This is a genomic window from Zavarzinia aquatilis (assembly GCF_003173035.1).
GTDB classification, from domain to species: Bacteria; Pseudomonadota; Alphaproteobacteria; order Zavarziniales; family Zavarziniaceae; genus Zavarzinia; species Zavarzinia aquatilis.
In genome coordinates this window covers 26,655-40,313 of the sequence record NZ_QGLE01000013.1, presented here as the reverse complement: position 1 = coordinate 40,313, position 13,659 = coordinate 26,655, and the positions used below count along the sequence as shown (strand labels likewise).

The following is a 13,659-nucleotide window of genomic DNA, read 5'->3' as shown; positions in this document are numbered from 1 at the left end:
TTCGGCGTCTTACTGGAAGAGCTGGAGGACGTTCTGTTCGCTCTGGCCGGCGAAGCTCAGGGCCTTCAGGGCGAGCTGCTGGCGGGTCTGCAGGGCGACGAGATTGGCGCCTTCCTCGTTCAGGTCGGCGAGGGTCAGCTTGTCCGAACCTTCGGTCAGCGAGTTGATGTAGTTCTTGGTGAAGTCGAGCCGGGTCTGCAGCAGCGTGACGTTGGAGCCGAGGCTGGCCGTCGCCGCCCGCACCGTCGAAATCGCGGTATCGAGCGTGTCCGTGATCGTGTCGATCGTGCTGATCAGCGCGCTCGCCGCGATGTCCGAGAAGCCGTTGGCCGCACCCGCCGTGCCCGCGCCGGTCAGGAAGGCCGCGAGGATGACGGAGCCCGCCGCGCTGCCGCCACCACCCGCGGTGATCAGCGCGCCCGCGCGAAGATCGCGGCTATTGACGACGACTTCCGACGAGGTGACTTCCGAGAAGCGGACCGTGAGGTTCTGGGTGGTCGAATTGACCAGGTTGGTGCCCTGATAGGAGGCATCGCCCAGCAGCGAATTCAGCTGGTTCAGCAGGTCGGAAAACTGGCTGGTCAGATCGGCCTTGGTTTCGACGTCAGCCGTCTTGGCCGAGATGGCGACACCCTTGATCTGCTTCAGGATGGTTTCCGCCGCCTGGGTCGCGTTCAGCGCCGACTTCAGCGACGAAATGCCCTGGTCGATGCCGTCCTTGCGCTCCGTCAGATCCGCGGTGCGGTCCGTCAGGTTCTTGGACTGGAAATAGGCCACGGCGTCGTCGAGCGCGCTCGAGACTTTGAGGCCCGTCGAAAGACGGCCCTGGGTGCGGTTGGCGAGATTGGTGGTGTCCTGCAGCGAGAGCAGATTGGCCCTCGATGTGGACGTCAGATGGATGTCGCTCATGCCTTGTCCTTTCTGGTCGATGTCCGCGCCTTTCTGCGGCGGGGCTCGGGCAGAAGGACTTCAAGCCTCGTGCCAACTCGGGGAAATCACGTAACTATATGATTTCATTATAATTTCCTGGAAGAAGCGGTTTTCCCGCGGAAACAGGCGGGAGGCAGAATCTGCCGACCGGGGCAGAAGATTCAGCGCGAACCCGGCAATATCGCCTTCGCCCTTGACTCGTTGTCACCATTTCGGGACTATTAGCGTCAGGGATAGGTCTATCGGGCGCAACCCGTCCCCAGAGCAGTGGCATGAGCCACCCGTTCCGAAACGCCCGACCGGTTCAACCATGATGGTGTTCGACAGCAGCGCATTGGCCACGTCGCCCTATCAGCCGCAGGTTTCGGCCGGCGGCATCGCGTCCGCGCAGGCATCGAGCAGCGGCGTCGCCGTCGAGACCGCACAGGCGGTGCGGGAAACCGGTCCGGCCTATTTCAGTCCGCGCATCACTTACGACAATTCGATCGGCATGACGATCCTGCAGCTGCGCGACCGGGATACCGGCGAGGTGCGCAACCAGTATCCGAGCGAGCATGTCGTCGAGGAATATCGCCGCCATCAGGTCGACGGCGGCGCGCGCGAGGCCGCCCCGGCGAAATCGCGCCCCTCCACCGGTCAGGGCGCGATCCCGACGGGCGGGCGCGCCGCCAGCGCGGGCGGGGACGACGAAGCCGCCCCCCGGGTCGAAGTACAGGCCTGACCGCCCCCGGCGTCAGAGGAATTTCACCAGCGACGTATCCGCCAGCGACGCGACGATCGAATAGGTCGCCTGCAACTGGTTCTGAATCTGGGTCAGCTTCACGCCGGCCTCGGCGGTGTCGATATCGACGATGCCGCCTTCCTCGTCCTTGAAGATGTTGATCATGGCGTCATTGGCCTTGCCGCTGTCGGTGACGGCGGTCAGGTCGATGGCGACATCGGTCGTCAGGCCCTGCAGCCCCGTGCGGGCGGCGCTGAGTTCGGTCACCGCCTGATCGCGGAAGCTGCGCCACGCCGTTTGCGCGGCCGTGTCGTCGGGCGCGGCCGAGGCGGCGGCGAAGGCGCTCTTGGCCATTTGCAGACCATAGACGAGACGCTGGATCGCGGGATCGGAAGCGACCTGACCGTAAGTGACGGTCTTGCCCGGCTCGGGCGAGAAACTGGCCTCGCGCCAGGCGGTCGCATCGCTGCCGGGGGCGGCGGTGTAATAGTCGGGCAGATCCGGGGAGGCCGTTTCCGCGAACGGATCGGCGGCGGCGAGATCCGGCAGCTGGCTGAGATCGGAGACCGGCGCCGTATCGTAATTGCCCCCCGACCAGAGATAGCGCCCGCCCAGCCGCTCGTTCAGCAGCGAGGTCAGTTCGGACAGGGCGGCGTCGATGGTCGAGCCGATCTGGCTTTCGTCCTCGGCATCGTAGGTACCCTGGCCCTGCAGCGCCTCCGACACCGTGGAAGCGAGCTTGTCCATGCGCGAGAGCTGCAGATTATAGGCCTTCAGCTCGGGCGTGACGATGTCGATCGCCTTGTTGTAGGCCTCGAGCCGGGTCACCTGCTGCCGGCTGTTGACGATGCGGCCGGCGTCGGTGCCGCCGTAATCCGACAGGTCGTTCGATTTCACCCCGGTCGCGACCTGGTTGGACAGGTCGCTGAACGCGCTCTGGCTGCGCTTGATGTTGTTCAGGGTCTGCAGCTGGCTGGCATAGGTCGTGACGGACAGCATGGCGGTTTACCTTATGATCGCGAACAGGCTCTCGTAGAGCTGGTTCACCGTTTGCATGACCTTGGCCGAGGCGGCATAGGCATTCTGCAGCACCTGCAGATTGGCCAGCTCCTCGTCCATGTTGACACCGACCGACGACTGGAAACGGGTCGCGGCCTCGGATTTGGTCGCGCTGGCGAGATCGGCCTTGTTGGTGACGGCGCCGACATCGGCCGACAGCGACGAGATGATCGACCGGGCCAGTCCCGCGTAGTCTTCGCCCGTCACCGTCAGGCCACCGGCCGACAAGGTGTGACTGCCGGAGACGAGAGCCGCCGCCGCCGGAGCGATGGCCGCCTGCTTCAGGCTGGCCGTGCCGTCGAGCAGCGCGGGGTTCACCGCGATGCTGGACCCCGTCATCACGAAGAAGCCGGAGGCGAGTTCGCCCGTCGCCGTGGTCGCGCCATCATAGGCCGTGGCGAAATCCCCGGTGCCGGTGCTGGTCAGGCTGGCGGCGAAGGCCTGGACCTGGGCCTGCAATTCGTCGATCACCGCGGTCCCGGCGGTGCTGCTGGTGCCGGTTGCCCGCAGGGCCAGCAGGCCGGCGATTTCGCCCGAACGGATCGAGCCGTTCAGCGAGCGGGTGTCGCCCGCCCGGGTGATGTCGGTGCCGTCATAGGCGAGGGTCGTCGCGTCCTGATCGACCAGGCTTTCGCCGCCTGCGGTATAGACCGCGAGGCTGCCGTCGCCCCGGGCGATGGTCTTCACATCGACCAGTCCGGCGAGGGCGCGCACGGCGGCGTCGCGCTGGTCTTCCAGCGTCGTCTTGTCGCCGCCGGAGGCCGCCACGGTCTTGATCTGCTTGTTCAGCGTGTCGATCCGCTCGAGGTAGCCGTTGGCCTCCTGAACCTTGGTCGCCGTGTCCTGCTGGATTTCGCGGTCGATGGTCTCGAGCCCGGCCGAGAGATCGTTGATCTTCCCGGCGAGGGCATCGGCCTTGGCGATCACCTCGGCCTGCGCGGTGCTGCTGTCGGGCGTCGCCTGCAGCACGGCGAAGGCCGCGTTCAAGTCCTCGACCGCGGTGGCGAGGCCGGCGTCCGACGTGCTGACGCCGAACAGGGTCGAGAGTTTCGACATATAGGTCGACTGCGCCCCGGCCTGCCCGGCCAGCGACGTATAGGCCAGCAGATCGCGGGCGAGCGCATTGTCGGTCGCCCGCGTGACATCCGCCGTGGTCACGCCGCCCGCGCCCGTCTCGGTGTTCAGCGACTTGCGGGTATAGGTCTCGTCGGTCGCGTTGGAAACATTGCCGCTGAGGACCTGAAGCGCGCGCTGCTGCGCGTTCAGGCCGGTCAGGGCGATATTCATGGCTCCGGTCAGGCTCATGGCATGTTTCCTCGCGCGGGCGCTTCGTCAGGCTCAGCGCTTGACGTTCAGGATTTCCTGCAACATCTCGTCGACCGTGGTCAGCACCTTGGCATTGGCGGAATAGGCGCGCTGGGTGGTGATCAGGTCGGTGAATTCCTTGCCGATGTCGACGTTGGACGATTCGACCGACGAACCGTTCAGGGTGCCGAGGCCGTTTTCGCCGGCATGACCGACCAGCGGCGTGCCCGCGGTCGTGGTGCCGAGGAAAGCCTGGCCGTCGACCGATTGCAGGTTCTGCGGCGCGTTGAAGCTGGCCAGCGCCATCTGGAAGCCGACGATGCTGCGACCGTTGTCGTAGTTCAGGGTGACGTAACCCTGGCTGTCGATCGACAGATCGCTGAAGCTGCCCTTGGCCGAGCCGTCGGCGCTGATGTCGCCAAGGTCGACGGTCGTGCCCGAATACTGCGTGACCGCGTCGGTCGAGCCCACGGTACCGAGGTCGAGACTGATCGTCTGCGGCGCCGCGCCCGGGAAGGTGAAGCTGGTCGAAAGCGGCGTCGGCGTCGCCGAGGCGAGCAGACCGGTGCTGTCGAAGGTAACGGCGAAGGTTGCGCCACCGCCCGAGGTATCGTCTTCCGCGCCCATGGCGACGGACCAGGCGTTGTCCGCGGTCTTGGTCCAGGTCAGATCGACCGAATGGCTGGAGCCGAGGGAATCATAGACATCGACCGAATTGTTCACGGTATCGCCCACGGCGACATCGGCGGGCAGGTCGGCGCGATAGGTGATCGCCCCGGTCGCCTCCGGCGCCAGGGTTGAGCCGGGCACCTTGATTTCGCTGATCGCGCCGGTGGCAAGACCCGTGGTCTCGTCGACCTTGTAGCCTTGCGCGTAATAGCCGGTGCCATTGGTCAGATAGCCTGCGGCATCCAGCTGAAAGTCGCCCGCGCGGGTATAATAGTCGCGGTCCTCGAAACTGGTGCCCGAGGCGGTCACGCTGGTCGGCTTTGAGACGACGAAGAAACCATTGCCCGAAATCGCCAGATTGCTGGAGATCGAGGTCGCCTCGGTCGAGCCCGGGACATTATTGGCATAGAAGGGCGTGGCCTTGACCCCGCCCGACTGATAGCTGGTTGCGCTGGCCTCGTTCACCAGCGCGTCGAAATTCGTGTCCACCCGCTTGTAACCGGTGGTGGTCGAATTGGCGATGTTGGTCGAAATCGCGCTCAGGGCCTGCGATTGCGCGTTGAGTCCCGAAAGGGCCGTGCTGAAATAGCCGACAAAGGACATGTGGTTTTCCCTCTTTTCTGTCCGGCCCCCGCGGGCGGGTGCCCATGCCAGCCCCGCTGCAAGGAGCGGGCCAGCAACGGAGGCCAGTATTTCCGCGGCTTTCAGCGGCGCGCGCCGGATCGGAGGCGGCAAAAGCTGCCGGGCGTGACCGGGATCACATGGCCTTGCCGTGCAAAATCGTCCCGGCTGGATTAGATTGTCGGTCGACTGATCCTTGGGGGGAATGAACATCATGGCGGCGCCCATCGCCTTTCTGAAACGCCCGCTGGTGGCGAGCCTGATCATCGGCCTCGCGGTCGCGCCCGGCCTTGGCGCCTGCACGCCCGATGCCTCGGCCCCCGGCGGCCAGATCGCCTCGGACGATCCCTGCACCGGCCCGCGTGGCCAGTTGACCTCGATCGGCGATTATTTCACCCAGGCGATGGTGGTCGGTGCCGTCGGCGGCGCCGCGCTCGGTGCCCTGACCGGCGCCCTCGTCTCGGGCGGCGATCTCGAAAGCACGCTGGCGGGGGCGGCGGTTGGCGGCGTCGCGGGGGCGGCTGCGGGCTACTACAGCGCCAAGTCGGAAGCGAACAGCAACCCGACGCAACTCGTCGGCGGCGTTTACAAGGATCTCTATACCGAGAACCAGCAGATCGACCGCACGACGACGGCGTTTCGTGCCGTGCGCGCCTGCCGCACCGCCGAGGCCGACCGCATCCGCGCCGATTACCGCGCCGGCCGCCTGAGCGCCGACGACGCCCGGGCGAAACTCGCCGACGTGAAGAAGAAATTCGAGTGGGAAGTGCAATACGCCGAGGAAGTCGGCGGCAAGATGAACGAGCGCGGCGAGCAATACACCTACGCCGCGACCGAGATTTCCCATTTCGACGGCCGCACCACGCCCCCGGCGCCGAGTGCGGCCAGCTATCAGGTGTCCGGCCCGGTGCTGAGTCGCGTCGCCTCGAAGTCCACCCGTGTCCGCGAGCTGCCGAGCACGTCGAGCCGGCAGATCGGCGGCCTGAAGGCGGGCGAGGTGGTCGAGGCGCGGGTGGTTTCCGGCACCTCGGGCCAATGGATGCGCGTGCGCCTCGCCGACGGCACGCCGGGCTTCGTCTCTGCCAGCCTGCTCGTCACCGCCGACAAATACCGGGGCGAGACCACGGCCGTCGCTTCGCGGGCGGAGCCCCAGGTGTCGGCGCCCCCGCCGCAGAGCGCGGGCGGCGTCGTCCAGCTGGCCGAAACCAACCAGATCAAGCAGCGCGCCCTCGCGGACGATGTCTCGGAATCCCGCTCGGTCCTGAGCAGCGCGACCTTCGAGCTGGACCAGCCGATCACGATGGCGCCCGGCACGGGGCATAGAACGCCGGCATGACCCTGCGTTCGCCGGGTTTTGGGGTCCGGACGGCCGCGGCGATCTTCGCCGCGGCCGTCGGCCTGTTCTGCGTACCCGCTTCCGCCCAGGCGCCGAAGGCGGGCACGGGTCTGACCGCCGTGCCTCAGCCCGTGGTCGAGACCGGGATGCATGGCGCCGCCATCAATGCCCTGACCCCGGTCAAGGGCGGCCAGATCGCCACGGTTTCCGACGACAAGACCATCCGCCTGTGGAATGCCGCCGATGGCCGCCTGAACGCGACCTTGCGCGTGCCAGTCGCCGCCGGGCCCGAAGGCGCCCTGCACGCCATCGCCGCCTCCCCCTCCGGTGCCTTCATCGCGGTCGGGGGCAGCACCGGCTTCGCCGCCGACGGCACCGCCAGCCTCTATGTCTACAATGTCGACAAGCGCAGCTGGGCCGGCCGCATCTCGCTCGACCAGCCCATCGCCGACACGATCAACGACCTCGCCTTCTCGCCCGATGCCAAATGGCTGGCGGTCGCGACCAACGACCGGCGGGGCCTGCGCGTCGTCGACATGAAGGCGCGCACGGCGCAGGTGATCGACGCCGATTACGGCGACGCCATCACCCGTATCGCCTTCGCCGCCGACGGCCGGCTGGCCGCCGCCTCGCTCGATGGCATGGTCCGGCTTTACGGCCCGGACATGAAACGTCAGGCGACCTATCGGGCTCCTGGCGGGCTGACGCCCTTCGATGTCGCCTTCTCGCCCGATGGCGCGACCCTCGCCGTCAGCTTCCTCGACGGTGACCGGATCGCCCTGCTCGGCGGGCGGGACCTGAAATCCGGCCGGTTCCTCGACGGCGGCGGCGGACGCGGCGGGCACCTGTCCGTGGTCGCCTGGAGCGATGGCGGCGATGCCCTGACGGCGGCCGGAACCTATGGCGATGCCTCGGGCCGGAAATTCCTCCGCCGCTGGCGCCTCGGCGATGGCACCGCCAGCGACATTCCCGCCGGCTTCGACACGGTGCTCGGCCTTGCCCCCCTGCCCGGCGGGATCGTCGCCTGGGCCGCCGCCGATCCGGCCTGGGGGCTGATCGGCGCCGACGGCGCCCCGATCCTGACGCGCGAGCGGGCGACGGCGGATTTCCGCGATCAGGTGGACGGCAGTTTCCAGGTCTCGGCCGATGGCGCGCGGGTGCGCTTTGGCCTTGGCCGCGGCGGCGCCCTTCCCTTCGTCTACGACCTCGTCTCCGGCGATTACCAGCCCGCCGACGCCGGGCCGGTGCGGGCGCCGGCCAATCTCGCCCATCTCGCGGGCTGGCGGAATGGCACGGCGCCGACCATGGATGGCAAGCCCCTTGCCCTCGAAGCGAACGAGATAGCGCGCAGCGCCGCCTTGAGCGCGACGGCGAAGCGCCTCGTCCTCGGCACCGACTTCGGCCTGAAGGCTTATGAAGGCGGCCGGCTGCTGTGGAAGAGCGACCTGCCCTCGCCGGTCTGGGCCGTTGCCCTCGCCGAACAGGCGGGCTGGGTCGTCGCCGGCCTCGGCGATGGCTCGATCCGCTGGTTCGATCTGGAAACGGGCCGCCAGGCCCTCAGCTTCTTTCCCCATGCCGATGGCCGGCGCTGGCTGGTCTCCACCGTCGAGGGCTTCTTCGACCACGGCCCGGGCGGGGAGAAACTGTTCGGCTATGTCGTCAACACGCTCGACGGCGGCAAGCCGAAGGGCGCGGACTGGATTTCCATCGACCAGGTCTATTCGCTGTTCTACCGCCGCGATCTCGTGGTCGCCAAACTGCGGCGCAGCGGCGAAGGCGATATCGCCGCCGCCGCCGCGAAGATCGGCGGCGTCGTCGCCGTGGTCGACCGCGGCCTGCCCCCTGCCCTGAGCATCGCCGAAATCTGCGAGATCGGCGACGGCGCGGCGCAGACCTGCCGGCCGCCGGCCGCCGACGGTGCGCCCCTGCGCCTCGCGACCGACCGCATTCGCCTGAAATACCGCGCGGTCGATCAGGGCGGCGGCATCGGCCGAGTCGTCGTCCGCCTGAACGGCGCGGTGGTTCAGGGCGGCGCCGCCAGCAGCATCAGCAAACAGGGCGAGCAGACCGGCGAGCGCATGGTCGAGCTTGGCCAGGGGACGGCGGAAATCCGCCTTTCGGCCTTCAACGCGGCGGGCGAGATCGAGGTCGATCGGGACAAGCAGCCGGTGCTGGCCATCGTGGTCGAGCGCCCGGCCCCTGTCGCCGCCGCGCCGCCGCCGCCGGCGCCGATCGCTACCGCCCCTGCGCCCACCAGCCCCGTCGCGGTCGCGCCGGTCGCGCCGGTCGCGCCTGCCCCGGAACCGGCCGCCGTTGGCGATCCGCCGGTCGCGGGCGGCAAGATTTTCGTCGTCGCCATCGGCGTCGACCGCTTCCAGACGCCGGAAATCCCGCCCCTCGTCAACGCCGCGGCGGATGCCACCGGCATCGCACAGGCGCTCGACGGGCCGTCGACCCGCCTGACCCTGCTGACCGACGAACAGGCCAGCCGGGCCGCCATCCTCGCCGCCCTCGACCGGCTGGCGGCGGAGGCGGGCCCGGACGATACCGCGGTGATCTTCCTCGCCGGACACGGCGTGCCGATCGAGGGGCGCTATTACTTCCTGCCGAGTGACATCGCGACCAAGTCGCGCGAAGCGATCCAGACCCAGGGCATCAATCAGGACGAGATCATCGAAGCCCTCGGCCGGTTGCGGGCCTGGCGTGCCGCCGTCGTGCTCGACACCTGTTTCGCCGGCCTGCTCGCGGTCGAGGACGCGGTGTTCCGCCAGAGCGCGAACGACACGGTGGCGGGCCAGCTGGTGCGTGCCTCGGGCCGCTTCATCCTGGCCGGTGCCGCCTCGAAGGAGGAGGCACTGGACGGCGTGAACGGTCACGGCGTCTTCACCGGCGCGCTGATCGACGGCCTGCGCGGCCTTGCCGATACGGAGGTGCGGGGCAACCGCGATCAGGTGGTCGACGTCTTCGAAATCGGCGAATTCGCCCGCAAGACCGTGCCCGAAATCGCCCAGCGCATCCGCGAGGGACACCGGCAGAGTCCGCGCTGGTTCTTCACCGGCTCCGATGTCTTCCCGCTGACCCGGATCGGAAAGGGCGGCTGACGCGACGTCAAATCCATGCGGCTTGATCGCGGCCGCGCCCTTGCCTAGTTTCGTTGGAACAGACCTTTAAAACAGGCACGAGGGTGCGCCCGCAATGAAGTTCACCGGTACCGAGTCCTACGTCGCCACCGACGATCTCAAAGTGGCGGTCAACGCGGCCATCACCCTGAAACGCCCCCTGCTGATCAAGGGCGAACCGGGCACGGGCAAGACCGTCCTCGCCCAGGAGGTCGCCGAAGCCCTCGGCCGCGACCTGATCCAGTGGCACATCAAGTCGACCACCAAGGCGCAGCAGGGCCTCTATGAATATGACGCGGTCAGCCGCCTGCGCGACAGCCAGCTGGGCGACGACCGGGTGCATGACATCGGCAACTACATCGTCAAGGGCAAGCTGTGGGAAGCCTTCTCGGCCAGCCCGGCGCCCATCCTGCTGATCGACGAGATCGACAAGGCCGACATCGAATTCCCGAACGATCTGCTGCAGGAACTCGACCGCATGGAATTCTACGTCTACGAGACGCGGGAGACCATCAAGGCGGCGGAGCGGCCGATCGTCATCATCACCTCGAACAACGAGAAGGAGTTGCCGGACGCCTTCCTGCGCCGCTGCTTCTTCCACTACATCAAGTTCCCCGATCCGGACACGATGCGCCAGATCGTCGACGTGCATTACCCGGGCATCCAGCACGATCTGGTGCGCGAAGCCCTGACCATCTTCTATGACATCCGCGAAGTGCCCGGCCTCAAGAAGAAGCCGTCGACCTCGGAACTCCTCGACTGGCTGAAGCTGCTGATGTCCGAGAGCTTCACGCCCGAGCAGCTGCGCGAGCGCGATCCCAAGAAGCTGATCCCGCCCATGCATGGCGCCCTCCTCAAGAACGAGCAGGATGTCCATCTGTTCGAGCGTCTGGCCTTCCTCGCCCGCCGCGCCGACCGCCAGCCGCCGCAATAGTCACCGGCTCGCCCCCCGGCCGCGCGCCGGGGCGGCAATCCCTGGAAGACGGGTGAAACGATGTTCATCAACTTCTTCTACGAACTGAAGAACGCCAAGATCCCGGTCACGCTGAAGGAATATCTCACCCTTCTCGAAGCGTTGAAGGCCGGGGTCGCGTCCTATTCGGTCGACGATTTCTATTATCTGTCGCGCGCGACGCTCGTTAAGGACGAGCGCAACCTCGACAAGTTCGACCGGGTCTTCGGCACCGTGTTCAAGGGGCTGGAAAGCGTCGCCGAAGGGGCGACCGCCGAAATCCCCGAGGAATGGCTGAAGAAACTGGCCGAGAAGACGCTGACCGACGAGGAAAAGGCGCTGATCGAATCCCTCGGCGGTTTCGACAAGCTGATGGAGACGCTGAAGAAGCGGCTCGAGGAGCAGAAGGAGCGCCACCAGGGCGGCAACAAATGGATCGGCACCGCCGGCACCTCGCCCTTCGGCGCCTATGGCTATAACCCGGAAGGCGTCCGCATCGGCCAGAAGGAGAGCCGCAACAAGCGCGCGGTGAAGGTCTGGGACAAGCGCGAATTCCAGAATCTGGACGACCAGCTCGAACTCGGCACCCGCAACATCAAGGTCGCGCTGCGCCGCTTGCGGAAATTCGCCCGCGAGGGCGCGGAAGTCGAGCTGGACATGCCGAACACCATCCGCTCGACCGCCAATAACGCCGGCTGGCTGGACCTGAAGATGCGCCCGGAGCGCCGCAACAAGGTGAAGATCCTGATCTTCTTCGACATCGGCGGCTCGATGGACAGTTACATCAAGATGTGCGAGGAGCTTTTTTCGGCCGCGCGCAGCGAATTCAAGCATCTCGAATATTTCTACTTCCACAACTGCCTGTACGAGAAAGTGTGGAAGGACAACAAGCGCCGCCACAACGACACGATCCCGACGTGGCAGGTGCTGCACACCTATGCCCATGACTACAAGGTGATCTTCGTCGGCGACGCCTCGATGAGCCCCTATGAAATCACCTATCCCGGCGGCTCGGTCGAGCATTGGAACGAGGAATCGGGCGAGGCCTGGATGCGCCGCACCCTCGACGTCTATCCGCACGCGATCTGGCTCAACCCCATCCCGCAGAAGCACTGGGATCACACCTCGTCGATCGGCGTGATGCGGCAATTGATGGAAGGGCGTATGTTCCCGCTCACCCTGAGCGGACTCGACGCCGCCGCGCGCGAATTGAACCGCTGAGAGCGGGAGAGATCATGAAGTTCAGTCAGCTGTTGTTTGCCGCCGCCCTGGCCGCGGCCACTGTGTCGGCCCCCCTGTCGGCCTTCGCGGATGGCAAGGTCGAGGGCCTGTGGCGTCTCGACGTCGCGGCGACGGTCGCCGCCGCCAAGGCCAGCGGCCAGATGCCGCCCGAAGCCCTGCAGAAGATGGAAGCCGACCTGACCGGCATGGGCCAGGGCTTCTCGCTCAGCTTCACCGGCCACCGGCTGCAGGCGGTGGCCGGCCCGTCGACGACCAATTGCTCCTGGACCTGGGCCGACGATTACGTCATCCCCAGCAAATGCATCGACCAGAAGGGCAAGGAAAACGATCTGGACCCGGAGAAGCAGGCGATCCGCTTCCTCGGCAAGGAAATCCATCTGATCGACAAGCCCTCGGGCCTCGCCCTCATCCTGCGCCGGGGCTGAGCCTCGGCCTCCCCGCCCCCGGCGTCACCCTTGACCCGGGGGAGTAGGCCCCATCCTGCCCAAGATCCCGGCCTGCGCCGGCGCGACGCGGATAACGGGACAGATCGTTTCCCATCGTCATGCCGGCGCAGGCCGGCATCTTGTTCCGCGTGAGGCGCCCTTCTGCGCAGGGCGCCGGGACGACGCTTATGCGTCGTCGGGCGAGCCTTCGGCGTCGGCCTCGGGCGCGCCGGTCATGGCGGCGGAGACGATGCCGGCATTGGCCCTGATCTTGCGCTCGATCTCGTCGGCGAGTTCGGCGTGGGTCTCGAGGAAGGTCTTGGCGTTCTCACGGCCCTGGCCGATGCGCTGGCTGTCATAAGAGAACCAGGAGCCGGACTTGTCGACGATGCCGGCCTTGATGCCGAGGTCGATCAACTCGCCCACCTTGGAGGTGCCGGCGCCATACATGATGTCGAACAGGGCTTCCTTGAACGGCGGCGCCAGCTTGTTCTTGACCACCTTCACCTTGGTCTGGTTGCCGACCACCTCTTCCTTGTCCTTGATCGCGCCGATGCGGCGGATGTCGAGACGGACCGAGGCATAGAATTTCAGCGCGTTGCCGCCCGTCGTCGTCTCCGGGCTGCCGAACATCACGCCGATCTTCTGACGGATCTGGTTGATGAAGATGACCATGCAGTTCGACTTGGAAATCGAGCCGGTGAGCTTGCGCAGGGCCTGGGACATCAGGCGGGCCTGCAGGCCGACATGGGAATCGCCCATCTCGCCTTCGAGTTCGGCCCGGGGCGTGAGCGCGGCGACCGAGTCGATCACCAGCACCTCGACCGCGCCGGAGCGCACCAGCGTGTCCGCGATCTCAAGCGCCTGTTCGCCGGTGTCGGGCTGGGAGATCAGCAATTCGTCGACGTCGACGCCGAGCTTGCGGGCATAGATCGGATCGAGCGCGTGTTCCGCGTCGACAAAGGCGCAGATGCCGCCCTTGCGCTGGGCATTGGCCACCACCTGAAGCGCCAGCGTCGTCTTGCCCGAGGATTCCGGCCCGTAAATCTCGATGATGCGGCCACGGGGCAGGCCGCCGATGCCGAGCGCGATGTCGAGGCCGAGCGAGCCGGTCGAGACCGCCTCCGCCTCCACCGCGCTTTCGCGGGCGCCGAGCTTCATCACCGAGCCCTTGCCGAACGCGCGTTCGATCTGACCGAGGGCGGCTTCGAGGGCCTTCTGCTTGTCCATGTTTTCCGATCCGACGAGGCGCAACGCTGGCGACGACATGAGGTGGAACT

Annotated in this window: 11 protein-coding genes; 6 read left to right on the top strand and 5 right to left on the bottom strand. The window is 66.8% G+C overall.

From position 1 onward, the window contains the following. Nucleotides 1–9 precede the first annotated feature (9 nt). Nucleotides 10–909 carry a flagellin N-terminal helical domain-containing protein gene (locus DKG74_RS18330; RefSeq protein ID WP_109907633.1) on the bottom strand — a complete coding sequence of 300 codons (900 nt, stop codon included), beginning with the start codon at nt 907–909 and terminating at the stop codon, nt 10–12. A gap of 331 nt (nt 910–1,240) precedes the next feature. Between DKG74_RS18330 and DKG74_RS18325 the strand changes: the two genes are divergently transcribed. Next, nucleotides 1,241–1,651 carry a hypothetical protein gene (locus DKG74_RS18325; RefSeq protein ID WP_133251621.1) on the top strand — a complete coding sequence of 137 codons (411 nt, stop codon included), beginning with the start codon at nt 1,241–1,243 and terminating at the stop codon, nt 1,649–1,651. 12 nt (nt 1,652–1,663) lie between these two features. Here the strand turns inward: DKG74_RS18325 and DKG74_RS18320 are convergent, their stop codons facing one another. Genes DKG74_RS18320 through flgE form a run of 3 tightly spaced genes read right to left on the bottom strand, consistent with a single transcriptional unit; the run spans nt 1,664 to nt 5,287 of the window. Next, nucleotides 1,664–2,650: a flagellin N-terminal helical domain-containing protein gene (locus DKG74_RS18320; protein WP_109907631.1), complete on the bottom strand. Its 987-nt coding sequence runs from the start codon at nt 2,648–2,650 to the stop codon at nt 1,664–1,666. 6 nt (nt 2,651–2,656) lie between these two features. Next, on the bottom strand, nt 2,657–4,015 hold the full coding sequence (gene flgK, locus DKG74_RS18315; protein ID WP_109907630.1) for a flagellar hook-associated protein FlgK: 1,359 nt from the start codon (nt 4,013–4,015) through the stop codon (nt 2,657–2,659). A 33-nt stretch (nt 4,016–4,048) separates the two neighbouring features. Next, a complete protein-coding gene (gene flgE, locus DKG74_RS18310) occupies nt 4,049–5,287 on the bottom strand; it encodes a flagellar hook protein FlgE (RefSeq protein WP_165837751.1) in 1,239 nt (412 codons plus the stop codon). A 232-nt stretch (nt 5,288–5,519) separates the two neighbouring features. On the opposite strand from flgE, the gene DKG74_RS21520 reads away from it, so the two are divergent. From DKG74_RS21520 to DKG74_RS18280, 5 genes are all read left to right on the top strand, one after another. Continuing rightward, on the top strand, nt 5,520–6,641 hold the full coding sequence (locus tag DKG74_RS21520) for an SH3 domain-containing protein (RefSeq protein WP_165837750.1): 1,122 nt from the start codon (nt 5,520–5,522) through the stop codon (nt 6,639–6,641). Beyond that, nucleotides 6,638–9,742 (top strand): caspase family protein, encoded by a 3,105-nt coding sequence (locus tag DKG74_RS18295; RefSeq protein WP_109907628.1) that lies wholly within the window; start codon nt 6,638–6,640, stop codon nt 9,740–9,742. Before DKG74_RS21520 ends, DKG74_RS18295 begins: the two co-directional genes overlap by 4 nt. Nucleotides 9,743–9,836: 94 nt before the next feature. Next, nucleotides 9,837–10,694, top strand: a complete 858-nt coding sequence (locus DKG74_RS18290; RefSeq protein ID WP_109907627.1) for an AAA family ATPase — start codon at nt 9,837–9,839, stop codon at nt 10,692–10,694. A gap of 60 nt (nt 10,695–10,754) precedes the next feature. Further along, a complete protein-coding gene (locus tag DKG74_RS18285) occupies nt 10,755–11,933 on the top strand; it encodes a vWA domain-containing protein (RefSeq protein ID WP_109907626.1) in 1,179 nt (392 codons plus the stop codon). Between the two features lie 14 nt (nt 11,934–11,947). Next, nucleotides 11,948–12,379 (top strand): hypothetical protein, encoded by a 432-nt coding sequence (locus DKG74_RS18280; protein ID WP_109907625.1) that lies wholly within the window; start codon nt 11,948–11,950, stop codon nt 12,377–12,379. 186 nt (nt 12,380–12,565) lie between these two features. On the opposite strand, the gene recA is transcribed toward DKG74_RS18280, so the two are convergent. Continuing rightward, nucleotides 12,566–13,648 (bottom strand): recombinase RecA, encoded by a 1,083-nt coding sequence (recA, locus tag DKG74_RS18275; RefSeq protein ID WP_109907624.1) that lies wholly within the window; start codon nt 13,646–13,648, stop codon nt 12,566–12,568. Nucleotides 13,649–13,659: the final 11 nt, after the last annotated feature.